This is a genomic window from Desulfatiglans parachlorophenolica (assembly GCF_055394735.1).
Genome location: NZ_AP042460.1, coordinates 5533920 through 5556624 on the forward strand (window position 1 = coordinate 5533920; position 22705 = coordinate 5556624).

A 22705-nucleotide genomic window follows, 5' to 3' on the forward strand; every position below is an offset into this window, starting at 1 on the left:
CAGGAAAGGGCGACGCGGCGGGTTCTTGTTCGGATAATATCAACAAGATCAAGCGGTTGCACAAAAATACCCTTGGCGCAACCGCATGGCTGACCTCACGGTCTGATCCGGCAGATTGACACAAGAGTTCTCCGGGCGGAAATCTTTTGCGTGGAAAAGGTTTGCAGCGGAAAAGCGATCAACCCCGATCCGCCGCCAGTTCCTTGAGGCGTTTGGCGTTTTCCTGGAGCCTTTTCTGATCAGCCTTCAGGTTGCCTTTGTTGGGTTTGTCCTTTTTCTTGCGGATGCTTCCGGTTTTCTTTGAATTCGATGCCATGACAATGCTCCTTCAGGTTTACTGACACATCAAATGAGTTTCCATCCGAAAGGAATCTTTTCGGTCAATCTCGGCACTAATCGGCACGTTTGCTTGTGCGGCGACCCACAGGTCGCCTCCGTGCAAACGCTTGATTTCCTGGATATTGGCCAAAAATCCTCATTTCCGAATTAGAAACTTAGTTCTACCGGGAAATCACTTCCGGATGGATACTATCTATCTGCAAATCGAAATAAACCACTAAAATAGCCGTATATGTTCATTTTTGTCAAGCAGAAAGCTACCAAATATCTCACTTGGAAGCTGCCCCGGCAGAACCGGAACCCATCACCCGAATGCCTTGCGGATATAAGCCACAGCGTTTGCAAAGAGGCGGATCCCGTCGCCATCCTGGTTCGGGCAGGGGCGTTCCCCGCGCCTTATGCGCGTCTCTTTCAAACGGGTCCAGTGCGGGTGGTTGGTCCAGTGGTTGAAGGCCTCGGGGTGGGGCATGAGCCCGAAGACCCGTCCTGTAGGATCACAGATGCCGGCAATGTCGAGCAGGGAGCCGTTCGGATTCAGGGGCCACCGGCCTTCCGCTGGATGGCCGTCCGGGCCGCTGTATTGCAACACGACCTGCTCATTACCGAACAGCCTTTTCAGGTCTTTTTCAGTCGCGTAGAATCTGCCTTCGCCGTGGCGCACCGGCATCTCGATGGTCTCGATTCCCCGGGTAAAAACGCAGGGCGAGGCCGGATTGACCTTGAGCCTGACCCAGGAGTCGATGAAGTTACCCCGGTCATTGGAGACGAGGGCGACCCTGCGCTCATGGTACGTTCCGCCGAAGGCGGGGAGCAGCCCGAGGTTCACAAGGGCCTGAAAGCCGTTGCAGATCCCGATCACGAGACGTCCGTCGGCGATGAACCGCAGGATCTCCGTGCCGAGGTGGTTCCGGAGCTTGGCAGCCATCAGGACTCCGGCGCCGTGGTCGTCCGCCCAGCTGAATCCTCCGCCGAGAATCAGGATGTGGTAATCCTCCAGGCGCTCCTTCGAGCCTGACGGGGCGTTGCCGATCAGCCGGTTGAGGTGCACCCGGCGGGGTTCTGCCCCGGCCCTCAGAAGGGAATAGTGCGTTTCATAGTCACAGTTCAATCCGTAGCCGGTCAGAACCAGCGCTTTTACCGTACTCATCGTAAATCCTTGAACGGACCAAGCCAGCTTTCGTAAAGGGCCTCGAGCGGTTCGTCGAGGCCGATCGTCTCACCCTTCCACGTCACGAGGATCCGGCGCTCCCCGCGGACCTCGCCTGCAAGCGCCCAAGGCGCCTCCGGACCGAGGCGGCGCTCGAAGCGTTCCCTGTTCTGCGGCGAGACCGTAACGATCAGGCGCCCGCACGATTCGGAGTAAAGAAGCTGAGTCGGGGCCGGCTCGCCTGCAACGGGGAGCTTTTCGAGGTCAAGCGTGATGCCCAGGTCTCCCGCCATGGCGCAGAGGGCCAGGTGCACCGCAAGCCCCCCTCTCGAGACTGCGCGGCAGGATGCCGTGAGCCCTTCGCGGATGGCCCGGTGGAGTCTTCGGTAGGTTTCCAGACATTCGTCGGGGTCCAGGCGGGGGATGTTCAGCCCCGTATAGCCCATCATCTGATAAAGCTCCCCGCCGCCGAGTTCGTTGCCGGTCCGCCCGATCACGTAGATCAGATCGCCGGCGGCCTTGAAGTCCATCGTCACGCATTCCGCCGCGTCATGCACCACACTGCAGGCGGTAAAGAGCAGCGTGGGCAGGCCGGAGACCTTGCGCCGTTCCCCGTAGGGGCCCTCCAATTTTCCGTCGATATACATACTGTCCTTGCCGGAAAGGAGCGGGATCCCATAGGCGAGGCAGATGTCGCGCAGGGCCTGGTTGGCGCGCACGAGCTGGGCCGCCTTGTATTTCCCGTCCGGGTTGTCGACGGGGTGGTACTGGACGGTTGGCCAGCAGAAATTGTCGACGCCGCTGATTTGCTCCGGATCGGCCCCGACAGCGATAATTTTCCGGACGGCCTCGTCGATGGTCGCCGCCACCATCGGGTAGGTGTCGATCGCGGCATATGTAGGATGGATGGCCTGCGCGACCGCCAGCCCCTTCGGGCTGTCGAGAATCGGCCGGACGACGGCGGCGTCCGTCGGGATGTCGCCATTCACTCCGAGGAGCGGCTTGACGACGCTCCCCCCCTGGACCTCATGGTCGTATTGTCTGGGGATCCAGTTGCGGGCGCAGATATTCGGGCGCGCCAGGAGGCTTCGCAGGAGTGCCCCGTGGCGGCGGGGTTCGGTCACGACCGGCTCGAAAAGCCCCCGTCGTTCGGGCGGGGTCCATTCGGCCTCGAACTCCCACTGGGGAAAATCCGCCTGCAGGAGGTCCATCCGGATGTAGGCGCAGGGGCGGGAGTGATAGTCCAGCCTGAGGTAGCCGGAATCGTTGAACTCCCCGATTACGGTGCTCTCGACGGCATGGGTGGCCGAGAGGGCCATGAAGCGCTCGATGTGCTCCGGTTTGACCGCGATGGTCATCCGTTCCTGCGACTCGGATACCCAGATCTCCCATTGATCGAGGCCCGCGTATTTCAAGGGGACCTTGTCCAGGTCCACCCGGCACCCGTTGCTGAAGCGGGCGGATTCCCCGATCGATGAGGATAGCCCGCCGCCGCCGTTGTCGGTGATGAAGGCGATGAGCCCTTCGTCCCTTGCCTCGAGCAGGAAGTCGTGCATCTTCTTCTGGGTGTATGGGTCCCCGATCTGCACGTGCCCGGCAGGGGTGTGCTCGCTGTAAGTCTCGGAGGCGGCGGTTACGCCGTGGATGCCGTCCTTCCCCACACGCCCCCCGGACATGACGATGAGATCGCCCGGCTCGGTCGTTTTCAGGTGGGAAGGGGCACCGGCCACCCGGGCGGGCATGATGCCCAGCGCGGTCACGAATACCAGGCATTTCCCGAGATAGCTCTCGTCGAAAAGGAGGATGCCGTATGGGGTGGGGATGCCGCTCTTGTTCCCGCCGTCGCGCACCCCCTCGATGACGCCGTCCAACAGGCGCCTCGGATGCAGATGCGGGCTGAGTTCGCCTGCGTAATCGCGCGGACCGACGCAGAACCCGTACATCCCGAGGATCAGTCTGGCGCCTTTTCCGGTCCCGAGAGGGTCTCGGTATATCCCGACGATCCCGGTCAAGGACCCGCCGTAAGCCTCCATGTTGGAGGGGCTGTTGTGGGTCTCTCCCGTGATGACGTAGTTGTGGTCGGGGTCGAAGCGGCCGACGCCGGCGTTATCCCAGAGGACCGACACCACCCAGTCCTTCCGCTTCTGGATTTCCAGCGTGGGGGCCTCGATGCACGTCTTGAAGAGGTTGTCGACGACTTCGGTCGCTCCGGTCGCTAAATCCCGGTAGTGGAAGCGCCCGCGGAAGGTGTTGTGGTTGCAGTGATCGCTGCGGGCCTGGGAGATGTATTCGAGCTCCACGTCGGTCGGGAGGTCGAGGCCCACAGCAGAGCGTTCGGCGCGCACATCCTCCCGCAGGAAATATCGACGGATGACGGGGATGTCCTTGGCGTTGAGGGCGAGATTGCGCGCGTCCGAGATCCTCTGCAGGGTCTCGTCGCTGTCGAGCGGGATCACGTCCACCTGCGGCTCGTGATCCAGCAGGACCCGCGGGACCGGGAACCCGATGCCCTCCGAGGCGTTCCACTCATGCTTTGCGTAAACCCGCCATTGCTGAATGATGCCGTTGGCGAGGAGCCCCTCCGCGATCCGGTCGACCTCTTCCGCGGATAGGTTGCCGCGCAGCTCGTAAAGCGTCGAGGTGTAGACCGCCTCCCCCTCTCCGAAGCGGATGCCGAGGAGGTCCTCGATCGCCTCCACGGCGGTGCTCCCGGCTGTGTCGCGGACGCCGGGGCGGAACCCGACCCAGATCAGCCAGTCGAAGCCGCGTGCAATGGGCGTGAAGGCCGACTCCTCCGTCACCGGATTGGTGAAGATCTCCGTGCGTAAACGTTCGAGCGCATCCGGGGAGAGGTCCGCGGTGCAGGTGAGGACGCGGATGGCCCGGACATCGCCGACATCGCAGCCGAAATAAGCGCGTGCCTTCCTGCGGATCTTCTCTCCCTCGGCGTCTGTCAATTCCGGTTTGAGTCTGATTTCGAGTCTGCTGACCATGGGACGTCCCTGAAAAGGAGGAGGTTTGCGCCGGGCGGCTGGCGGTTTTCTTGCGAACAGCCCCCGGCTGCGTTCACCGCTGACATTAATGAAAACGACCGGGTCAGTCAACCGATTCCTTTCTGAAGGCGGAGCTTGAAATGGCCTGGCTAATGGATATATTATGAATAAATTATTTTAGGGAAAAAATGGCATGAATAAGGACCCCTGTGGACAGGGGCCCGAACAGACAGGAAGAGCTTATGAAAATTGACGATCCATTTGTGCAGGCGGAGAAAGACACCGGAAAGGTGCCTAACCAGAAGGAACTCGAAAAGGAGTTGAGCGAGTACCTTTCGAAGAAATACGGGAGCAGGATCAAGATCGTGTCCCCCTTTGTCTTTCCGCGGCCCGGCGAAGACCGGACCGAGCAGACCCCGGTGGGTTTCGGCCCGGACCGCGAGGGGAAGTTCAACATGCTTCCGGAGGACCTCGAGGAGTACCTCGACAGCTACGTGGTCAAGCAGTCGGAGGCCAAGTCCGTGCTGGCCACCAAGATCTGCACCCATTTCAACCGCATCAAGCACACCGCCCCCCGCAATAGCGGGAGGAAGTCTTCCCGCGTGGGGATGATCAAAAACAATGTTCTGATGATCGGTCCGACAGGCGTCGGAAAGACCTATATCGTCAAACTGATCGCCGAAAAACTCGGGGTCCCGTTCGTCAAGGGCGATGCCACCAAGTTCAGCGAAACGGGGTATGTCGGCGGCGATGTGGAGGATCTGGTGCGGGATCTCGTCTATGAGGCCGGTGAGGACATCGCCCTTGCGGAAAACGGGATCATTTACGTCGACGAGATCGACAAGATCGCCTCCGCACGGAACATCATCGGCCACGATGTGTCGCGGACCGGCGTTCAGAGGGCGCTCCTGAAGCCTATGGAGGAGACGGATGTCGATCTGAAGGTGCCGCACGATCCCATCAGCCAAATCCAGGCGATCGAGCAGTACCGCAAGACCGGGAAGAAAGAAAAACAGGTCGTCAATACGCGCAACATCCTCTTCATCATGAGCGGCGCCTTCGGCGACCTTGCGCAGATCATCAAGAAGCGCCTCCAGAAGCAGGGCCTGGGGTTCGAAGCCAAGGTCACCCCGGCCGAGGTTCCATGGGAGATTCTCAAGGAGGTGACGGCCCAGGATCTGATCGAGTTCGGCTTCGAATCCGAGTTCGTGGGGCGTTTGCCGGTGATCGTCGTCTTCGATGAGTTGACGAAGCCCGATCTGGTCGAGATCCTCAACAACCCCAACAACCCCATCATCATCAGTAAACGCTTGGACTTCAGGTCCTATGGGATCGACATCGCCTTCGAGACCGACGCGATCGAGAAGATCGCCGAGATGGCGGCCGCTCAGAAGACCGGAGCGCGCGGTCTGGTGAGCGTCATCGAAAAGGTCTTGATCCCGTTCGAGAAGCGGCTGCCATCGACCGGCCTGAAGCGCTTTCTGGTAACACTCGATGTGGTGACGGACCCTGAGGCCGAACTCCGGAAGCTCCTGGCCGCCCCGCACGAGCAGGCCGTTCGCGACCGCTATGACCGCGCACGGGAGAGGGAACTCCAGGAGATCGAGAGTTATATCCTGGCGCGGGCCGGTGAACTCGCCGCCCGATCGGGGCTGCGCATCTCCGAAGAACGGACCAAGGTCATCGCGGCGTTGTATTTCGAGACGCTCTCTGATATAAACAGCGCCGTCGAGGCCTTCATGGATATGGTGAGCGAGATTCGGGACGAAGAGGCCCAGTGGCACGAGAAGCTCGAGGTTGGCCTCGAACTGGATGACGGTGCGGTGGACGAGATCATCCTGCAGGCCATTGCGTCCGGTCAGGAGGTCGGCCCGTTGGCCTTTCAGCTCGCCAAGCGTCTGGAATACGGACTCAAGCTCGTTCGGGACCGCTCGGACACGGCGCGGTTCACCTTGACGCGGGAAGCCGTGACGGACATGGAGGGCTTCATAAATGACCTGATCAAGAGGACCTACAGCCGTTCATGTCCATCGGGACAGGCGGAATCATTGGAGGGAACGGAGAGCCCCGGAAAGGCCGCTCGCGATCGCGCAGCGGATTTCGAAGAGGATAGGGACGAACCATGATTGGGATATCGAAACTCTACTGCGGGAGCGTCGAGCCTTCCGACGCCCTGCGCTACGGGCGGCGCTCGAAGGACCTGCCGTCCCACCTGCTGCAGTTTTCCGCCGACAAGAAGCCTGTCGTCGTCTGGAATGTGACGCAGGCCTGCAATCTGAAGTGCGTCCATTGCTATGCCCAGGCCGTCGACAGCCGGCGGGAGGGGGAGTTGACCCATGCCGAGGGGTTGGAGCTGATCGATGACCTGACGGCTTTCGGCGCGCCGGTGCTGCTTTTTTCGGGCGGGGAGCCGCTGGTGCGACCGGACCTGCCCGAACTCGCCGCCTACGCGGTCAAACGCGGGATGCGTGCCGTGATCTCCACCAACGGCACCCTGATCACGAAGGAGAAGGCCCTGCGGCTGAAGGATGTGGGCCTGTCCTATGTCGGAGTGAGTCTGGACGGCATGGAGGAGGTCAACGACCGTTTCCGCGGGAAGGCGGGCGCCTTCCGGGCCGCGATGGACGGGATCCGGAATTGCCAGGACGTGGGCCTCAAGGTCGGGCTGCGCTTCACGATCAACCGTATGAATGTCCAGGAGATCCCGGCCATTTTCGATCTTCTGGAAAAATACGACATCCCGAGGGTCTGCTTTTATCACCTGGTCTACGCCGGGCGCGGCTCGAATCTGGTCGAGGAGGATCTCGACCGGGGCGAGGCCCGCCGCGCGGTGGATCTGATTATCGACCGCACGCGGGATCTCTTCGATCGCAGCCTCGAAAAGGAGGTCCTGACTGTGGACAACCATGCCGACGGCCCGTACCTTTACCTGCGGATGCTGCGGGAGGGAAACCCCCGGGCCCCCGAGGTCCTCCGGCTCCTCGAGATGAACGAGGGGAACAGCTCGGGGCGGGGCATCGGGTGCGTGAGCTGGGACGGCGAGGTCTATGCAGACCAGTTCTGGCGGCATTATGCCTTCGGCAACGTCCGCAAAAGACCCTTCAGTGAGATCTGGATGGACCTGTCGAACCCCCTCATGGCAAAGCTCAAGGAGAAAAAACGCCATGTGGAGGGCCGGTGTACTCGGTGCCGGTGGCTGGATGTCTGCGGGGGCAATTTCCGGGTGCGGGCCGAGGCGGTCACAGGGGATGTGTGGGCGGAGGATCCGGCCTGCTATCTCACGGACGAAGAAATTGCCCCCGTGTCTGAGGACGTTGCGAGGGCGACGGGAACGGATAGAGAACGATGATTTTAAGACCACGGAGGCTGAGGAAATCGGCCGCGTTGAGAGATATGGTGCGGGAGACGGCGCTGTCGGTAAAGGACTTCGTTGCCCCGTTGTTCGTCAAACCGGGGGAGGAGTTGCGCGACCCGATCCGATCGATGCCGGGGCAGTATCAGTTCAGCGTGGACACCCTGGTCGACGAGGGGGAGGCCCTCTGGGAACTCGGCATCCCGGCGGTGATCCTCTTCGGGCTGCCGGACGCCAAGGACGCGACGGGAAGCCGCTCCTGGGCCGATGACGGGATCGTGCAGATGGCCGTGCGGGCCTTGAAGGAGCGCCTGCCCGACATGGTCGTCATCACGGATGTGTGCCTTTGCGAATACACCGACCACGGCCACTGCGGGTTGATCCGCGGGGGGGAGGTCGACAACGACGCGACCCTCGAACTGCTCGCCCGGCAGGCCGTGTCGCATGCCCGGGCAGGGGCGGACATCGTCGCCCCTTCCGACATGATGGACGGCCGCGTGGCGGCTATCCGCAGGGCCCTGGACGATGCGCGGTTTTCTTCGGTCGGGATCCTTTCCTATGCGGTCAAATACGCCTCCGCGTTCTACGGGCCTTTTAGGGAGGCCGCCGATTCGGCTCCGCAGTTCGGAGACCGGACGACCTATCAGATGGACCCGGCCAACGCGCGCGAGGCCCTCAAGGAGGCCCGGCTCGATATCGAGGAGGGCGCCGATATGATCATGGTCAAGCCCGCCCTGGCCTATCTGGACATCATCCGTCGGGTGCGCGAGATCTCGGTCCTCCCCCTTGCGGCTTATCAGGTGAGCGGGGAATATGCCATGATCAAGGCGGCGGCCGCCAACGGGTGGCTCGATGAAAGGCGCGTCATGCTCGAGAGTCTGACGGCGATCAAGCGGGCAGGGGCCGACATCATCCTGACCTATTTTGCGCGCGACGCCGCCGTGTTGATGTGCTGAGGCTGACGCGATGCATCCTGATATGCCATCCCACGGAAAGAAGATGCCGGCCGGCCACGGGTCCCAGCTCCGGCTGGTCGCCTGGGAGATCACACGGCGCTGCAACCTGAACTGCGTCCACTGCCGGGCCTCGGCCGAGCGCGGCCCCTACCCGGGCGAACTCGATCATGCGGCCTGCAGCGACCTCCTGCGCCAGATCAGCCGCGTGGGCAGCCCTATCATCATCCTGACCGGCGGGGAGCCGCTCATGCGGGAGGATGTCTTCGACCTCGCGCGGGAAGGCACCGAGATGGGGCTCAGGATGGTCATGGCGACCAACGGGACCCTGCTCGACGTGTCTATGGTCGAACGGATGCGCAACTCCGGCATCCAGCGGGTGAGCATTTCCCTGGACGGCGCCACCGCGCCCGAACACGATGCCTTCCGGCAGGTTCCGGGGGCCTTCGATCAAACCCTGCGCGGGATCCGTTACCTGCGGGAGGGCGGGATCGAGTTCCAGGTCAACACGACGGTTACCCGCCACAATGTCCACGTGATCGACCGCATCCTGGATCTGGCGGTCGAGCTGGGCGCGGCAGCCCACCACATCTTTCTGCTGGTGCCGACCGGGCGCGCGCGGGAGATGGTGAACCAGGAGATCGAGGCCAACCAGTACGAGGAACTCCTGCACTGGTTCTACCGGATGCGGGACCAGGTCCCCCTGCACCTGAAGGCCACCTGCGCGCCCCACTACTACCGCATCCTGCGCCAGGAGGCGCATGCCCGGGGCGAGACCGTCAATTTCGAGACCTACGGCCTCGATGCTGTCACACGCGGCTGCCTGGGCGGAACGGCCTTCTGCTTCATCTCGCACGACGGAATCGTGCAGCCCTGCGGCTACCTGGAGCTGAACTGCGGGGATCTTAAACGCTCTTCCTTCGAGGAGGTCTGGCGTGAGTCGCCCGTTTTTCTGAAGCTGAGGGATTTTTCGGGCTACGAGGGGAAATGCGGACGGTGCGAGTACCTGCGGGTCTGCGGCGGCTGCCGCGCGAGGGCCTATGAGGCGACCGGGAATTTCTTGGCCGAGGAACCGCTGTGCGCCTACCAGCCCCACGCGCACACCGGCGCAGGCGGTAAAACATAGCGACCGTTTTCGAATGGAAGCCGGCCGGTTTGGGAAGCGGATATGGATGACACCGACAAGGCGATTCTAAACGAGATTCAGTCCGATTTTCCGATTTCGCCCAGGCCTTACCAGGATCTCGGCGAACGGTTGAATCTAGCCGAGGAAGAGGTCATCTCGCGCGTACAAAGGCTCAAGCAGGCCGGCATCATCCGCAGGATCGGGGGCAACTTCCATTCGCACCGGCTCAATTTCACCAGCACCCTTTGCGCGGCCAGAGTTCCGGCCGAGCATGTGGAGCGGTTTGTCGCCGCCGTAAACCGCTACCCCGGAGTGACCCACAACTACTTGAGAAACCATCCCTACAACGTCTGGTTCACCTTCATCGCCGAGGACATGGATTTTATCGAGCAGGCTCTTGCCGAGATATCGGCTGCGACCGGCGGGGTCGAGATCCTGAACCTTCCTGCGAAGAAGATGTTCAAGATCAAGGTCGATTTTGAGATCGGGTAGGGATATTTCAAGCCCGATTGCCCTGCCGCCGTCCGATCCACCTCGAGTGTGTGTCTTTGAAAAACCACATTCGGGGGGTGCCGCAGCGCGCCGCTCTCTTCTTTTTTTTCCGCTTTGAAGTAACCTTTCGATTCAAATTGCCTCTAAACCATGTGAAGATGTCTTCATTCTGAAGTCATCTTTGGCACGCGGGTGCTTTCAAGCGGGGCATGGATGACGGCCTGCTGTCGGCGCGGCCAGTCGCGTTGGTTCCCGTTGGACGTTCAGGAATCAACCCCGCGGGTAGCTTGCAGCTCGATCGAGAGCATCCTGCAGACCTGGGGGCGGCGGGTCGACGCAGCGGGGTCGGGCAGGAGCAGGCAGATAGGAAAGAGGTCGTTTTCGGGTGGAAAGCCAGGGATTGGACCGTGTCTAAATGGTTTCAAAGCGACTGATGAATCGTTCTTGATGCACCTCATTTTACCGGAGAAAAGGAGACGGACAATGGCGGAGAAAAAGGAAAAATTGATTTTTATCACGACCTGCGCGGAGGAAAACCCCGACAAGGCCACGCTGCCGTTTGTACTGGGAAACGCCGCGCTCGCTAAGGACGTGGAGGTGATCGTGGTCCTTCAGTCGATGGGGGTTTACCTGGCGATGAAACAGTATGCGCGCCACGTCAAGGCATCGGGCCTGCCGGCGCTCGAGGAACTGCGGGACCTGTTCCTGGAGCACGGGGGGAAACTGTGGGTCTGCGACCCGTGTATCCAGGCACGGCAGATTGCCCCCGAAGAGCTGATCGAGGGCGCAGAGGTGGTGGCGGGTGCAACGCTCGTGGATGGGATGCTCGATGCCAAGAGCGTGGTGGCGTATTAAAGCGGTTTTCTTCGGAGCTGCCGACTTTTCGTTGCCGGGAAAAACAAAGGCGCCCCGCCTTCCCTTTTCGAGGAGGGTCGGGGCGTCGACTTTTCTACATTCTGATCTTGGCGTCGGTCTTTTCGGGATGCTTTTGCAGATGCCGGTACCGGTTCATGGCGGATTCGGTCAGACGCTCGAGGACGCGGGAGAGGTCTGAATCCGCCAGGACATCCTTGAATGCCGCGAGCGAGAGCAGCCGTTTGCTGATTTTGTAATGCGGCGCCTGATCGGGAAGCAGGCTGATGTCTTCGTTTTCGAGTTCGACCGCCCCTTCCAGGATTTTATCCACCAGGTCCGTGGCGGACTGCACGAAAAACTTCTTCACGTCTTCGGTCGATTCCGCCTTGTTCAGCTTGTCCCTGAAATGGGGCAGGATCAGGTTTTCGTATTTGGTGAAGGAAATCTGTTTTGTCATGGCAACCCTCCCATATGGGTTTCGATCGAGCATGCGGCGGACCGGATGGAAACCAACAGTTTCCATCCGGAAATGGTCTTTTTGGCCAATCTCGGCGTCAATCTGCACGTTTGCTTGTGCGGCGACCCACAGGTCGCCTCCGCGCAAACGCTTGATTTCCTTGATATTGGCCAAAAATCCTCATTTCCGGATTGGAAACTGGGTTGTACCGGGAAATCATTTCCGGATGGAAACCAACTAGCTGTTCGCTGGTTTCAGAACCGCGTAAAACGTACCTTTGCTCCGTTTGACCAGCAGCAGAAGCCCCGCTTCCTGAGTGGCCGTTTCGAGGGCCTCCCTGTAGTCCTCGAGGTTCTTGACCGGCTTACGGTTGATTTCTTTGATGAGGTCGCCCGACTGAAGCCCGGCCTCCTGCGCCGCACTGCCGCCTTTGACGCTCGAGATGACGACCCCTTCTTCCTTTGAATCCAACCCGAGGTGCCTTGCGATCTCAGGCGTCATCTCCTGGACGGTGATGCCCCAGGGGGTTTCTTCCTCCTGTCCTTTCGTGGCAGGTTCGCCCTTCTCGCCATCCGGCATGGTCCCGATCAGCAGATCGAGATTCCTCTGCTGCCCGTTGCGGACGATCTGCATCGGGATCTTGCTCTCGGGGGCGGTCGCCGCGACGGCCCTTGAAAGGGAATTGGCATCCTGGACGTTTTTTCCGTTGAACTGCAGGACGATATCCCCGCGTTTGAGGCCCGATTTTTCCGCCGGACTGTCGGCGAGCACGTCGGAGATCAGGACCCCGCTTGTGTTCTGAAGCCCGAAAGACTTGGCGAGTTCAGGCGTGATATCCTGGATCATGACGCCGAGCCACCCCCGCACGATCCTGCCGGTCTTGAGCTGCGGCAACAGGCTCGTGGCGACGTTGACCGGTATGGCGAAGCCGATCCCCTGGCCATGGGCCACAATAGCCGTGTTGATCCCGACCACCTCCCCGTCCATGTTGAAGAGCGGGCCGCCGCTGTTGCCGGGATTGATCGCGGCATCGGTCTGGAGAAAGTCGTCATAGGGGCCGGCTCCGATCACACGTCCTTTGGCGCTGATGATGCCGGTTGTCACCGTATGTCCGAGGCCGAAGGGGTTCCCCACAGCCATGACCCAGTCTCCGACACGGATGCTGTCGGAGTCCCCGAGCCTCGCCGGCTTTGGAAATTCTCTGTCGGGCGTGACCTGAATCAGGGCCAGATCGGTTTTCGGGTCCCTGCCGATGATTTTGGCATCGTACTCTTTTCCATTTTCAAGCTTGACCTTGATCTCCGTGGCTTTTTCGACGACATGGTTATTGGTCAGGATGTAGCCCTCCTCGCTGATGACGAGGCCCGAGCCCAGGGCATGGGTTTTCAACTCGCTTTCGCCCTGATTGCCGAAGAAGCGGTTGAAGAAGTCATCCCCGAAGAATTCTCGAAACGGGGAGTCCGGGCCCATAAAGGGGTGCAGGGGGGATTCCTTGATCACCTGAGTGGTCGAAAGATTCACGACGGCGTTTTTGACCTCGTTGGCCAGATCGGCGAAAGACGTCGGCATCTTGCTGCCGAAGCCCGGGAATGCGGCGCTGGACGGTGAGGCGAGAAGCACCGTGATCAGAAGGGTGAGAGATAACTGCAACACCGCGCGAATGCTCATTTTTCCTGGATGGATCATGGGTCTGTTTTCCTCCGGTTTGTATGGGTTAGTCGTTTGAACCAGACCGTTCACGGCACTGCTTAAAGGGACGCTCACTCGAGCGGGAGTTGCACGTAGCCGGTCCGCCCGCTCCGATGGTCCATTGCCAAGAAGGTGATCCTGCGGTGGCGCGGGTTGGTGGCGCTGATTTCTTCCCAGAGCGTTTGGACGTCCTTGATGCTCTTCCCGTTGACCTCGAGGATGATATCACTAACCTCGAAACCGGCCCGCCCCATGGGTCCGCTCGGGTCGACCCAGTCGATCACGAGGCCCTGGCGGATCTTCCGCCCGTATTTCCGCGCATCCTCAGGCCCGAGCGGACGCAAATCCGCCCCGAGTTTGGTGCGTAGAGAGATCGATTCCATGTCGTGGACGTCCTGCGGGTTGCCCACCTGCACGGGAATCATCAGCTCGGCGCCGTTTCGCCAAACCTTCATTTGGACTGCCGAGCCGATTGTACTGCCGGCAATGAGATTTCTCAAGTCCGCAGAGTCCGTGACCGGCTTGGCATTGTAGCTCAGGATCACGTCGCCTCGTCGGAGGCCGGCCTCACCGGCCGGGCTCTTTTCGACCACATCGGCGACCAGCGCACCTTTCGATTGTTCCAGATTGAAGGATCGGGCGAGAGGCGGGGTGATGTCCTGGAGGCTCAACCCCATCCAGCCCCGTGAGACCTTGCCGTGCGCAATGAGTTGGTGGGCGACGTGCAGCGCCATGTTGGCGGGGATGGCGAAGCCGATGCCTTCGAATCCGCCCGATTGGGAGACGATGGCGGCGTTGACCCCGATCACCTCACCCTGCAGGTTCAGGAGCGGGCCGCCGCTGTTGCCCGGGTTGATGGCGGCGTCGGTCTGGAGAAAGTCCTGATAGCTGCTGGGGCTGAGAATCCCCCGCCGGTGCTTCGCACTGATGATCCCTTGGGTGACTGTGTGGTCGAGTCCCCTCGGATGCCCGATCGCCACCACCCAGTCACCGACCTCCATCTTGTCGGAGTCGCCGAAGGCGACGTGGGCGAAGGGCTTCGCGGCATCGATCTTGAGTACGGCCAGGTCTGTCTGGGGTTCGGTCCCGATCAGTTTGGCAGGGTACGATTCGCCGCTTTCGATCAGGACCCTGATCTCAGTGGCCCCCGAAACGACATGATTGTTGGTGAGGATGTGTCCGTCGACATCCATGAGGATCCCGGACCCTATGCCACGGTACTCCCGGTTGAATTCCCGCGGCATCCGTGGCAGGTCGAAAAAAAACCGGAAGAAAGGTTCGTCCTCGAAGGGAAAGAGCGGGTTGGGGATGCTCTGGCGCTGGACAACCTCGATATGCACCACCGCCGGGATATTCCGTTTGGCGACGACGGAAATGGCCTTGCTGAGGTCGATGGGGCCGGAAATGATCGCCGTCTCCGCCGAAAGGCCTCCGGGTGCCGCCATAAAACCCGCCGAGGAAAGGCATGTGAGCATAAGACAGACATACCCGAAACAAACGGACCGTGCGTTTACCATCGTTCCTTTCCTCGATACCCTGATCGTCCCGATATCTGAAAGACCACCGGACATGATGGAGGTTCTCAGGAGAGTTCCTCGAGCGGCACGTCGAATGTGCCTTTCGGAAACGGGATGGGTACGCGGCGCTTCGATTCTTCCTGGTCCAGCTGCTCGGCGAGCGCCTTGGAAAAACGCCTGCCGATCGGGCACTTCCGGCATATATCGAGACCGCTCCGGCGTGCCATGCCGTATTCGTCGTTGGGGATTTTCAAGTCATCTCTCTGCGCCATGCGATAGCGCAGGGCGCAGGCCCGCTTCGTGATGCGCAGACTCCCCGGCTGCCGGGTGCACTGGATCACTTCCAGCTGATAGGGACCTTGTTCCAAAACGGATTTGCGGACTGCAGACATGATACTCCTCCTTCTCTCGAGGTGAAAGCCTGTCTTTTGCGGTGCAGTATAAGGGGTGGAATATTTCAGCGGCATTGCCGAAAAATTACAAATGTGTAATAAATCAATATTCAGTGCCGTTTCGGAAGATCCTTCAGCGGCCGCCGGTCAGGATTGGACCGGAAGGAAGATCCTGAAGCAGGACCCTTTGCCTGGCTGACTTTCGACCTGGATACGCCCCTTGTGCGCCTCCACGATGGCTTTCACGAGGCTCAGGCCCAGACCGAGCCCTTTCTGGGAGCGGCTTTCATCCCCCCTGTAGAGCCGGTCCCAGATCTTTGTGAGGTTCTCCTCGGGGATGCCGATGCCGGTATCGGTAATGCCGATAACCATCTCTTCGTCCTCGATCCCGGCCTCTATGTGGATTTCCCCCCCCTCCAGGGTGTATTTGAGGGCGTTGTCCAGAAGATTTGCCAGGGCCTGCCCCAGGCGGGTCTGGTCGGCGGTCAGCATGAGCCCGCCGGGGGCTGCGACGCTTACCTCGATCCCTTTCTCCTCGGCGATGACTTCATAGAGTTCCATGATCCTCTCCAGAAGTTCGTTGAGGCTGAAGGTGCGTTTCCTCAGTACCATGGCGCCGGTTTCCGCCTCTGAGATATCCATGAGGGTGTTCAGCAGCGTCAGGACCTTTTCGGACTCTTCGACACAGTCCGAAAGGGCCTCGCGCAGGATGTCGGGGTCGCAGGTCTCGCGGCGGAGGGCCATCTCAGCGATGCCCCGCAGCCGTGTCATCGGAGTACGCAGATCGTGCGCCACGTGGTCCAGAGATCCGCGCATCGCCAGGATGAGCGCCTCGATCCTCGAGAGCATCTCGTTGAATAGGCGCACGAGTTCATCGAGTTCATCGTTCGAATGCGGGCTGGGCACCCGGGTGGTCATGGTGTCGAGATCGATGGACTGGACGGTGTGGATGAGGTGGCGGATCGGTCTCAGGGCACGGAACGAAAAGGCGGCGCCGCCGATGAGGCCGAAAAGGACGAACGGAATGGCGATGGTCATGAAGGTCTTTCGGAAGCGCTGGAGCAGCTTCACCTGCTCTTCCGCACTCTTCCCGATCTGGAGCCAGTTTCCGTCCGGGAGCCGCACACGGGCGATCTCGAGGTAGTTGGGTCCGCCGCCGGACGCGGGCAGACGGAACCATTCCTCGGTCGAAGACGGATCGGTGTTCTCGAGCCGTTTGATATCGAAGTCGGCCCACTGATAGGGGATATCCAGGAAGAGCGTCGCGTTCAGCCGATCGGCGATGCGGATGAAAAACCGGTCCTCCTGCGCGAATTTCTTTTCGACGCGGTTCTCCTGTTCGACGAGGGCGGTGCCTCCAGCCTGATACAGAGAGATCAGTTTGAGCATCTGGGCGTTGATGGAGGCCTGATTCTGCGTGCGGTACGTGGCATTGAGGAAAAAGTAGGTCAGCACGAACAGGCAGAGGGAACTCAGGATGAAGACCGTCGAATACCAGGCCGTCAACCTGAAGCCGATCGTCCGGGTGATTCTACGCATCCGGTCTAAAAACATACCCCACGCCCCGAATCGTCTGGATGGATTTTTTCTGAAAATCCTTGTCGATCTTGTTTCGCAGCCTGCAGACCAGCACATCGACCACATTGGTCTGGGGGTCGAAGCTGTAATCCCACACGTGTTGCAGGATCATGGTCTTGGATACGACCTTGTCCGCGTTGCGCATGAGGTATTCGAGAAGGCTGAATTCCCTCGGCTGAAGGTCGATCCGCTGGTTGTCGCGGTAAACCTCCCGCTTGAGGAGGTCCACGCTGACCCCGCCCATGGAGAGGGAAGCGGCCTCCGAGTGCCCGCCGGCACGACGGAGGAGGGCCTGGATTCGGGCGAGGAGTTCCGTGAAGGCAAAAGGTTTCGTGAGGTAGTCGTCGCCGCCGGTCTGCAGCCCCCGCACGCGGTCATCCACCGAGCGCTTGGCGCTCAGGATGATGACGGGGGTGCTGAGCCCCTCTGCGCGGATTTTTTCGATCAGGGACAGCCCGTCGAGGTGCGGCAGCATGATATCGATGACCGCCGCATCGTAGTCTTCGGTAAGGGCCAGATCGAGCCCGCTCAGACCGTCCGGTGCGGTGTCCACCGCAAAGCCGGCCTCCTTGAAGCCTTTGGAGACGAAGCCGGCGATCTTCTCATCATCTTCAACCACCAGAATGCGCATGAGTCGTCCTCAGTTGGCGTCCATCCGGAAATGATTACCCGTCACAACGAAGCCTCCAATCCGGATCTGAGGATTTCTTGCCTATATCAAGGGAATCAGCCGTTTGAATGGAGGCAGCCTGGTGATCGCCGTAAACAAACGCTCGGATTGACGCTGAGATTGGCAAAAAAGCCCTTTCCATATGAAAACCCGTTGTATCCCGCCTGCAGCGCCGGCGCCGGGATCGAGGCCCCGGCCGCGCAGACGGACGTTTTCGAACGTGCCCCGGAAATCCTGCTCCATAAGGTGGCTTCCGGACGTCGATGTGCGGTATTCATTTGCGACTGAACACCATTTGATGTAAAAAATTCATATGTTAAACTAATTACAAATTATCGAGGGTCAAGATCTTTTCTGCCATGCATCACTATATTACGTCCCGGGTCCCGGAGCGCCGGTGAGTGTCCTTGGATCCGTTTCGAAAAGTGGGAGTTCTGGTTGTGAGAGAGAGGCTTGGCTTCATTCTTGCCCGGCTCTACCGCCGGGCAGGCGCTTTGCAGCCGTTGAGCGGCATCGACGCGGATGGGCAGTTCAGGCCGGAGGAGGACGGAGCGGAGGCGGCGGGCAGGAACCTGAACGCTGCCTTTCTGATCCGGCTTTGCGGAAAGGGAGATCCGCAGCGCAGCCGCGCCCGTGCCTGTTTTGCGCATCTTGCCCGGGATCCGCGCTGGGCGCCCGTTGCGAACTTCTACGAAAAGGCCCTGAACCGGCTTCCTCTCGAACTCGATGAAGCGGTCCGCCGGGACGGGGGAAGGTACGCTCAGGAGATCGCACGCCTCAACGGTCTCGCAGCGAACGCCGGGGAGGCGTTCGCTGGACTCGATGCGCTGGAGGCATGCTGGCGCGTCTTCTTCCCCGAGGGGGTGGGGCTCTTGCGGGATGCGGGGCGCGCGGTCGACGCCCTTCGCGAAACGCGTCTCATCGCCCTGACCGGCCTCAATGAGAGGCCCATCGAACGGCCTGCCGCCGAAGTCCTCTTTGCCTCGAATGTGCTCCTGACGCGGCCTGCCGAAGGGGGTGCAGGAGGCGGGACGCGCTGCAGTGCTCGAATGCGGGACCGACTCGCGGAACTCCAGGATGAGCCGCAGCTTTTCTGGTACGATCATCCCATCCCAATCGGGGTCGATCCTGCACGCAACGAGGTGCTCTACGGCCTCCGGGGGCTCGATCGGGCCGTCGCCTTCGAGAAGCGCAACGGCGTCGTGTCGCCTGACGAGCGTCTGAGCTGCGTCCTTTCGGTGTCCGTGACCCACGCGGGACTCGCTTCTCTCGCAAGGGATTACCTCGAAGAGTCGTTACGGGAAGGCCTCGAAGGGCTCCCGCACCTGCGGGTCTATGCCCTGACGGAGGCGGATGCCGAAAGGCTCCACGCAGAGGTCCTGAGGCCCGCCGCCGAGCGGTATCTGGGTGCCGCCGATCTCGAGACCCTGCTTGCGGTTTGGGGGGTCAACGGTGAATACGGCCGCCATTACACGTTTCTGCGCGCCCTGGCGGCCTTCTGGCAGGTGATGATCGACCCGCGCGTACGGGCGACCTTCAAGATCGATCTCGATCAGGTCTTTCCTCAGGAGCAGTTGGTCGGCGAAACCGGCTGTTCGGCCCTTTCCCACCTCAAAACCCCCTTATGGGGTGCGACGGGCATCGACGCCCGGGGGGAAAAGGTCAACCTGGGCCTCATCGCCGGGGCCTTGGTCAATGCGGAGGATTCTCATCGATCGCTTTTCGTGCCCGATGTGCCATTGCCGGACCCGGCAGCCCTGGAAGGGGACGATTGGGTCTTTTGCAGTCCGCTGCCGCAGGCCGTGTCTACCCGGGCCGAGATGATGACACGCTACGATCGCGGCGTGCTGGACGGGCGCAGAAGCTGCATCCAGCGCATCCATGTAACCGGCGGGACCTGCGGCATATGGATAGAGCATCTGAGGCGCCACCGTCCCTTTACGCCGACCTTCATCGGGCGGGCGGAAGACCAGGCCTATCTCCTGTCGTGCCTTTTCGGATCGGACGGGGAGTCCCTGCGCTACGTCCACAAACCGGGTCTCATCATGCGCCACGACAAAGGGATTTTCGCGGCGGAGGCCGTCCGCGCCGCCACCGCCGGCAAGCAGGTGGGCGACTATATCCGTATGCTGCTTTTCACGGAATACGCGAGGGCGCTTCCATGGCCCGTGGAGGAGATCAAAGGCGTGGTGGATCCCTTTACAGGCTGTTTCATATCGCGGATACCGGTGACGACGGCCGTTCTGCGCTTGGCCCTGAAGGCTGCGCGGATGTTTACGGGAAGCGATTCGAAAACCGCCGGCGAACTCCTGGAGGGGGGAGCGGCGCGCCTCGGTCCGTTGATCGAGGGCCTGACGGGAGGCGGGCGGAACGTACTCGGCGAACGGTTTGGCGCGGAGCGGCGCGCCTGGGATGATTATTACGATATGCTCGATGCGATGGAGAAGGCCCTGAACAAGGGAGACCCTTTCGCACGCCGTCTCGAGGCGGAGGCGCGCAGGATTATCGAAGGGTGTGAACTGAAGCTGTAGCAAAGCGGGTGCACCCGCTCGGGGCGCCTTGCTTTTGGATGTTCAGCCGGTCTTCGATCGAGCGGCGGCCTGCGGGTGGCCTTCGCTGCAGCCCGAGGCCTCTGCGCGCCTCCGGGGCGGAAAGCCACGGCCTCACAGGGCGGGGACGGCAAAGACCCCCTGCTATCATCTCCGATTTACTTATATTTCAGGATTGACACATCCAGGCGGATTCCGTAGATTGTCTCCGTGGCGGCCCTCGGGGATCCAGCGTTCCAGGGGACGCCGGCATTTTCGCCGGAGCGGCTCCGCGGCCGTCCGACCTCCCTGGCGGGCGTTTTTTCTTCTGCCGGAAGGGGTCTTCCTCGATGATCGGAACGGCCTATTAGGCCGTTGCAGGCGTTTGGCAGGTGTGGTTGGCAGCCGCCCGGTCCCGTTTTGCAAGGGATGCGGGAGAGGTGGGCTGCCTGAGGGCTCGAAGGTTTGCCGGCGTATGACGGCCCCTTTCTGTCCGTCGATCCGCAAGGAGAGCCATGCAAGTCACATTCTGGGGCACGAGAGGGTCCATTGCGGCTCCCGGCCGGGATACGGTCGTCTTTGGTGGCAACACCTGCTGTGTGGAGGTGACCACGGCCGGCGGGCGGACTATCGTCATCGACGCGGGCTCGGGCATCCGCGAACTGGGGGAGAGGCTCGCCGCCCTGGAAGGTGAGCGTGAGATCCTCCTCCTGATGACGCACAACCACTGGGACCACGTTCAGGGGTTTCCGTTCTTCAAACCGGCGTACTTCAGCGATTGGACCATCCGTGTGGACGGTTTCCACTCCTGCATGAAGGGGCTGCGGGCCATTTTCGACAATCGGATGGGCGACGGGTTCTTCCCGATCGGTTTCGAGGAACTCAAAGCCGACATCCGTTTCATCGACCGGATCGGAAAGGGGCCTCTTGTGTGGGACGACGTGTCGATCGATGCCATGCCGCTTCAGCACCCGCAGGGGGGCGTGGGCTTCCGGTTCAGGGAGGATGGCCGGTGTTTCGTCTTTCTGACGGATAACGAACTGCGCGAGGACGCCTGGGTGGGGAGGAAGCCTTCCGATTACGTGCGGTTCTGTCGGGAGGCGGACCTGCTGGTTCACGACGCCCAGTACACACCGGGCGAGCATGCCGAAAGGCGTGGCTGGGGGCATTCGGACCAGGTTGCGGCGGTCGACCTTGCGGTAAAGGCCGGGGCGAAGCGTCTGCTGCTTTTTCATCACGACCCTGCCCGCGCGGATCAGGCCCTGTCGATGATCGTGGAGGATTGCCGCCGTCTGCTTCAGGGTCGGGGTGCTGCGACGGAGATCGACGCCGCGCGGGAGGGCGCGCAGGTGCGGGTTGGGCCTCGGTGATGTCCGTGAAGGAAAATCATCATTCCGGGTTGGAAATTTGTCCGCGATCGATAAAGATTTCCGGATGGGCCGGACCGAAGAGGCGCGGGGAGGTGCAGTGGGCTTGGATGAGGCTGGGTCGCGGGAACTGATTTTTGTCATCGGCGGGGCGAGGAGCGGCAAGAGCCGCTGGGCTCAGGAGCATATTGAACACTCTTCCACGGCGCCGCTTTACATCGCGACCGCAGAGGTGACGGATGATGAGATGGCCGAGCGCATCCGCATGCATCAGGCGGCGCGGGGTCCCCGCTGGCGTCTGATCGAGGAGCCTCTGGAGCTCGAAAGGGCGCTCCGATCCGCGCCGCCGGAGGTGGACGGCATCCTGATCGACTGCCTTACCGTCTGGCTCAGCAACGTCCTGCTCAAAAAGGGCGAGGATGCGGTCCCGGCTTTCCAGGCCCGGCTGATGGAGGCCCTGGAGGGGCGGTCCTGCCTGATGGCGGTCGTCGCGAACGAGGTGGGGATGAGCGTCGTCCCCGCGCACCCGTTGGGGCGGACCTTCCGCGACATGGCAGGTTGGCTGAACCAGCGTGTCGCGGCTGCGGCCGACCGGGTGGTGATGACGGTGGCCGGTCTGCCCATGGTGCTCAAGGCGGACGGGAAGACGGCTGCTGTAGGGTGCCGCGGGCCTGAAGAGAGATGACTTCCGGGCCGGGGCGAAAGCGCATCCGGACCCCGAGCGGCTCCTTCGCCGCGCCATGGACTGCAAGGCCGAAAGGCCCGGCCATTCGGCCGGAAGAAAGGAGTAGATATGTTCAAGCTGATTAGAATGGATCAGACAGGCGGGGAGCGCAAACCCGGTCTCCGTGTCGATATCGACATCACCGTGGGCGGGAAGGCAGTGCCCTGCCCCTGCACCGAGACCTGCTTCGACGAGCGGTCCTTCGCCGCCGGGATCGAGGCGCTTCAGGACGCTCTGGCCGGCCTTCTCGAAGAGGGGAGGCGGTTCCTTTCCGGCGCGGCCAAAAGCGGCGCCGCCGGGCTGAACCCTGAGGATTCACCGGAAAAGACCTGGGCCGCACTCTCGAAGATACCGGGCGAGGAGGATTTCATCCTGGCGTTCAACAGTCTCGACGATGCCAAACGTGCTGAAACCTCCGATTACATCCTCACGCAGTGCAGCATGTTCAGTGGAAAGGGGGCCGTTTTTTCGAAGCGGTTCAATCATGCCAGAGGTCTGCTGGAATAGCGGCCGGCGAGCCCTCCCT

At 61.2% G+C, this 22705-nt stretch carries 20 protein-coding genes; 11 read left to right on the top strand and 9 right to left on the bottom strand.

What is annotated here, in order from left to right:
- Window positions 1–178: 178 nt before the first annotated feature.
- Window positions 179–316: a hypothetical protein gene (locus tag ACZ500_RS25720; RefSeq protein WP_464230289.1), complete on the bottom strand. Its 138-nt coding sequence runs from the start codon at window positions 314–316 to the stop codon at window positions 179–181.
- 33 nt (window positions 317–349) lie between these two features.
- Here ACZ500_RS25720 and ACZ500_RS25725 point away from each other — a divergent pair, with 33 nt between their 5' ends.
- The gene (locus tag ACZ500_RS25725) at window positions 350–490 is read left to right on the top strand and encodes a hypothetical protein (protein WP_464230290.1); all 141 of its coding nucleotides are present in this window, start codon (window positions 350–352) and stop codon (window positions 488–490) included.
- Between the two features lie 153 nt (window positions 491–643).
- Here ACZ500_RS25725 and ACZ500_RS25730 read toward each other — a convergent pair whose 3' ends face one another.
- Both ACZ500_RS25730 and ACZ500_RS25735 read right to left on the bottom strand, forming a co-directional pair.
- Window positions 644–1486, bottom strand: a complete 843-nt coding sequence (locus ACZ500_RS25730) for a phosphoribosylformylglycinamidine synthase subunit PurQ (RefSeq protein ID WP_464230291.1) — start codon at window positions 1484–1486, stop codon at window positions 644–646.
- Entirely contained in the window at window positions 1483–4479 is a 2997-nt protein-coding gene (locus tag ACZ500_RS25735; RefSeq protein WP_464230292.1) for an AIR synthase-related protein, read from the bottom strand. Before ACZ500_RS25735 ends, ACZ500_RS25730 begins: the two co-directional genes overlap by 4 nt.
- 242 nt (window positions 4480–4721) lie before the next feature.
- On the opposite strand from ACZ500_RS25735, the gene ACZ500_RS25740 reads away from it, so the two are divergent.
- From ACZ500_RS25740 to ACZ500_RS25765, 6 genes are all read left to right on the top strand, one after another.
- Window positions 4722–6605 carry an AAA family ATPase gene (locus ACZ500_RS25740; RefSeq protein WP_464230293.1) on the top strand — a complete coding sequence of 628 codons (1884 nt, stop codon included), beginning with the start codon at window positions 4722–4724 and terminating at the stop codon, window positions 6603–6605.
- Window positions 6602–7828: a 12,18-didecarboxysiroheme deacetylase gene (gene ahbC / locus ACZ500_RS25745; RefSeq protein WP_464230294.1), complete on the top strand. Its 1227-nt coding sequence runs from the start codon at window positions 6602–6604 to the stop codon at window positions 7826–7828. Before ACZ500_RS25740 ends, ahbC begins: the two co-directional genes overlap by 4 nt.
- Before the next feature lie 44 nt (window positions 7829–7872).
- Window positions 7873–8787, top strand: a complete 915-nt coding sequence (gene hemB, locus ACZ500_RS25750) for a porphobilinogen synthase (protein ID WP_464233121.1) — start codon at window positions 7873–7875, stop codon at window positions 8785–8787.
- A gap of 22 nt (window positions 8788–8809) precedes the next feature.
- Complete coding sequence (gene ahbD / locus ACZ500_RS25755) at window positions 8810–9910, top strand: heme b synthase (protein ID WP_464230295.1); 1101 nt, start codon at window positions 8810–8812, stop codon at window positions 9908–9910.
- 42 nt (window positions 9911–9952) lie between these two features.
- Window positions 9953–10402, top strand: coding sequence for a siroheme decarboxylase subunit alpha (ahbA, locus tag ACZ500_RS25760; RefSeq protein WP_464230296.1), 450 nt, complete (start codon window positions 9953–9955; stop codon window positions 10400–10402).
- Window positions 10403–10885: 483 nt separating this feature from the next.
- Window positions 10886–11257: a DsrE family protein gene (locus tag ACZ500_RS25765; protein WP_464230297.1), complete on the top strand. Its 372-nt coding sequence runs from the start codon at window positions 10886–10888 to the stop codon at window positions 11255–11257.
- Between the two features lie 94 nt (window positions 11258–11351).
- Here the strand turns inward: ACZ500_RS25765 and ACZ500_RS25770 are convergent, their stop codons facing one another.
- From ACZ500_RS25770 to ACZ500_RS25795, 6 genes are all read right to left on the bottom strand, one after another.
- The gene (locus ACZ500_RS25770; RefSeq protein WP_464230298.1) at window positions 11352–11888 is read right to left on the bottom strand and encodes a hypothetical protein; all 537 of its coding nucleotides are present in this window, start codon (window positions 11886–11888) and stop codon (window positions 11352–11354) included.
- Between the two features lie 63 nt (window positions 11889–11951).
- Window positions 11952–13400 (bottom strand): DegQ family serine endoprotease, encoded by a 1449-nt coding sequence (locus tag ACZ500_RS25775; protein ID WP_464230299.1) that lies wholly within the window; start codon window positions 13398–13400, stop codon window positions 11952–11954.
- 74 nt (window positions 13401–13474) lie between these two features.
- Complete coding sequence (locus tag ACZ500_RS25780; RefSeq protein WP_464230300.1) at window positions 13475–14920, bottom strand: Do family serine endopeptidase; 1446 nt, start codon at window positions 14918–14920, stop codon at window positions 13475–13477.
- Between the two features lie 65 nt (window positions 14921–14985).
- On the bottom strand, window positions 14986–15312 hold the full coding sequence (locus ACZ500_RS25785) for a hypothetical protein (protein WP_464230301.1): 327 nt from the start codon (window positions 15310–15312) through the stop codon (window positions 14986–14988).
- A gap of 147 nt (window positions 15313–15459) precedes the next feature.
- Window positions 15460–16851 (bottom strand): sensor histidine kinase, encoded by a 1392-nt coding sequence (locus tag ACZ500_RS25790; protein ID WP_464230302.1) that lies wholly within the window; start codon window positions 16849–16851, stop codon window positions 15460–15462.
- A complete protein-coding gene (locus ACZ500_RS25795) occupies window positions 16844–17521 on the bottom strand; it encodes a response regulator transcription factor (protein ID WP_464230303.1) in 678 nt (225 codons plus the stop codon). The genes ACZ500_RS25790 and ACZ500_RS25795 overlap by 8 nt, the downstream gene beginning before the upstream one ends.
- Before the next feature lie 479 nt (window positions 17522–18000).
- On the opposite strand from ACZ500_RS25795, the gene ACZ500_RS25800 reads away from it, so the two are divergent.
- The 4 genes from ACZ500_RS25800 (at window position 18001) to ACZ500_RS25815 (ending at window position 22686) form a co-directional block, all read left to right on the top strand.
- Complete coding sequence (locus ACZ500_RS25800) at window positions 18001–20091, top strand: hypothetical protein (RefSeq protein WP_464230304.1); 2091 nt, start codon at window positions 18001–18003, stop codon at window positions 20089–20091.
- 512 nt (window positions 20092–20603) lie between these two features.
- The gene (locus ACZ500_RS25805; RefSeq protein WP_464230305.1) at window positions 20604–21458 is read left to right on the top strand and encodes an MBL fold metallo-hydrolase; all 855 of its coding nucleotides are present in this window, start codon (window positions 20604–20606) and stop codon (window positions 21456–21458) included.
- A 37-nt stretch (window positions 21459–21495) separates the two neighbouring features.
- Window positions 21496–22140 carry a bifunctional adenosylcobinamide kinase/adenosylcobinamide-phosphate guanylyltransferase gene (gene cobU / locus ACZ500_RS25810; protein WP_464230306.1) on the top strand — a complete coding sequence of 215 codons (645 nt, stop codon included), beginning with the start codon at window positions 21496–21498 and terminating at the stop codon, window positions 22138–22140.
- 108 nt (window positions 22141–22248) lie between these two features.
- Window positions 22249–22686, top strand: a complete 438-nt coding sequence (locus tag ACZ500_RS25815; protein ID WP_464230308.1) for a hypothetical protein — start codon at window positions 22249–22251, stop codon at window positions 22684–22686.
- Window positions 22687–22705: the final 19 nt, after the last annotated feature.

What these genes read in the sequence shown, in the direction of transcription:
- ACZ500_RS25720 (WP_464230289.1), bottom strand. Translation starts at nt 316, where the DNA reads ATGGCATCGAATTCAAAGAAAACCGGAAGCATCCGCAAGAAAAAGGAC.
- ACZ500_RS25725 (WP_464230290.1), top strand. Translation starts at nt 350, where the DNA reads ATGAGTTTCCATCCGAAAGGAATCTTTTCGGTCAATCTCGGCACTAAT.
- ACZ500_RS25730 (WP_464230291.1), bottom strand. Translation starts at nt 1,486, where the DNA reads ATGAGTACGGTAAAAGCGCTGGTTCTGACCGGCTACGGATTGAACTGT.
- ACZ500_RS25735 (WP_464230292.1), bottom strand. Translation starts at nt 4,479, where the DNA reads ATGGTCAGCAGACTCGAAATCAGACTCAAACCGGAATTGACAGACGCC.
- ACZ500_RS25740 (WP_464230293.1), top strand. Translation starts at nt 4,722, where the DNA reads ATGAAAATTGACGATCCATTTGTGCAGGCGGAGAAAGACACCGGAAAG.
- ahbC (WP_464230294.1), top strand. Translation starts at nt 6,602, where the DNA reads ATGATTGGGATATCGAAACTCTACTGCGGGAGCGTCGAGCCTTCCGAC.
- hemB (WP_464233121.1), top strand. Translation starts at nt 7,873, where the DNA reads ATGGTGCGGGAGACGGCGCTGTCGGTAAAGGACTTCGTTGCCCCGTTG.
- ahbD (WP_464230295.1), top strand. Translation starts at nt 8,810, where the DNA reads ATGCCATCCCACGGAAAGAAGATGCCGGCCGGCCACGGGTCCCAGCTC.
- ahbA (WP_464230296.1), top strand. Translation starts at nt 9,953, where the DNA reads ATGGATGACACCGACAAGGCGATTCTAAACGAGATTCAGTCCGATTTT.
- ACZ500_RS25765 (WP_464230297.1), top strand. Translation starts at nt 10,886, where the DNA reads ATGGCGGAGAAAAAGGAAAAATTGATTTTTATCACGACCTGCGCGGAG.
- ACZ500_RS25775 (WP_464230299.1), bottom strand. Translation starts at nt 13,400, where the DNA reads ATGATCCATCCAGGAAAAATGAGCATTCGCGCGGTGTTGCAGTTATCT.
- ACZ500_RS25780 (WP_464230300.1), bottom strand. Translation starts at nt 14,920, where the DNA reads ATGGTAAACGCACGGTCCGTTTGTTTCGGGTATGTCTGTCTTATGCTC.
- ACZ500_RS25785 (WP_464230301.1), bottom strand. Translation starts at nt 15,312, where the DNA reads ATGTCTGCAGTCCGCAAATCCGTTTTGGAACAAGGTCCCTATCAGCTG.
- ACZ500_RS25790 (WP_464230302.1), bottom strand. Translation starts at nt 16,851, where the DNA reads ATGCGTAGAATCACCCGGACGATCGGCTTCAGGTTGACGGCCTGGTAT.
- ACZ500_RS25795 (WP_464230303.1), bottom strand. Translation starts at nt 17,521, where the DNA reads ATGCGCATTCTGGTGGTTGAAGATGATGAGAAGATCGCCGGCTTCGTC.
- ACZ500_RS25805 (WP_464230305.1), top strand. Translation starts at nt 20,604, where the DNA reads ATGCAAGTCACATTCTGGGGCACGAGAGGGTCCATTGCGGCTCCCGGC.
- ACZ500_RS25815 (WP_464230308.1), top strand. Translation starts at nt 22,249, where the DNA reads ATGTTCAAGCTGATTAGAATGGATCAGACAGGCGGGGAGCGCAAACCC.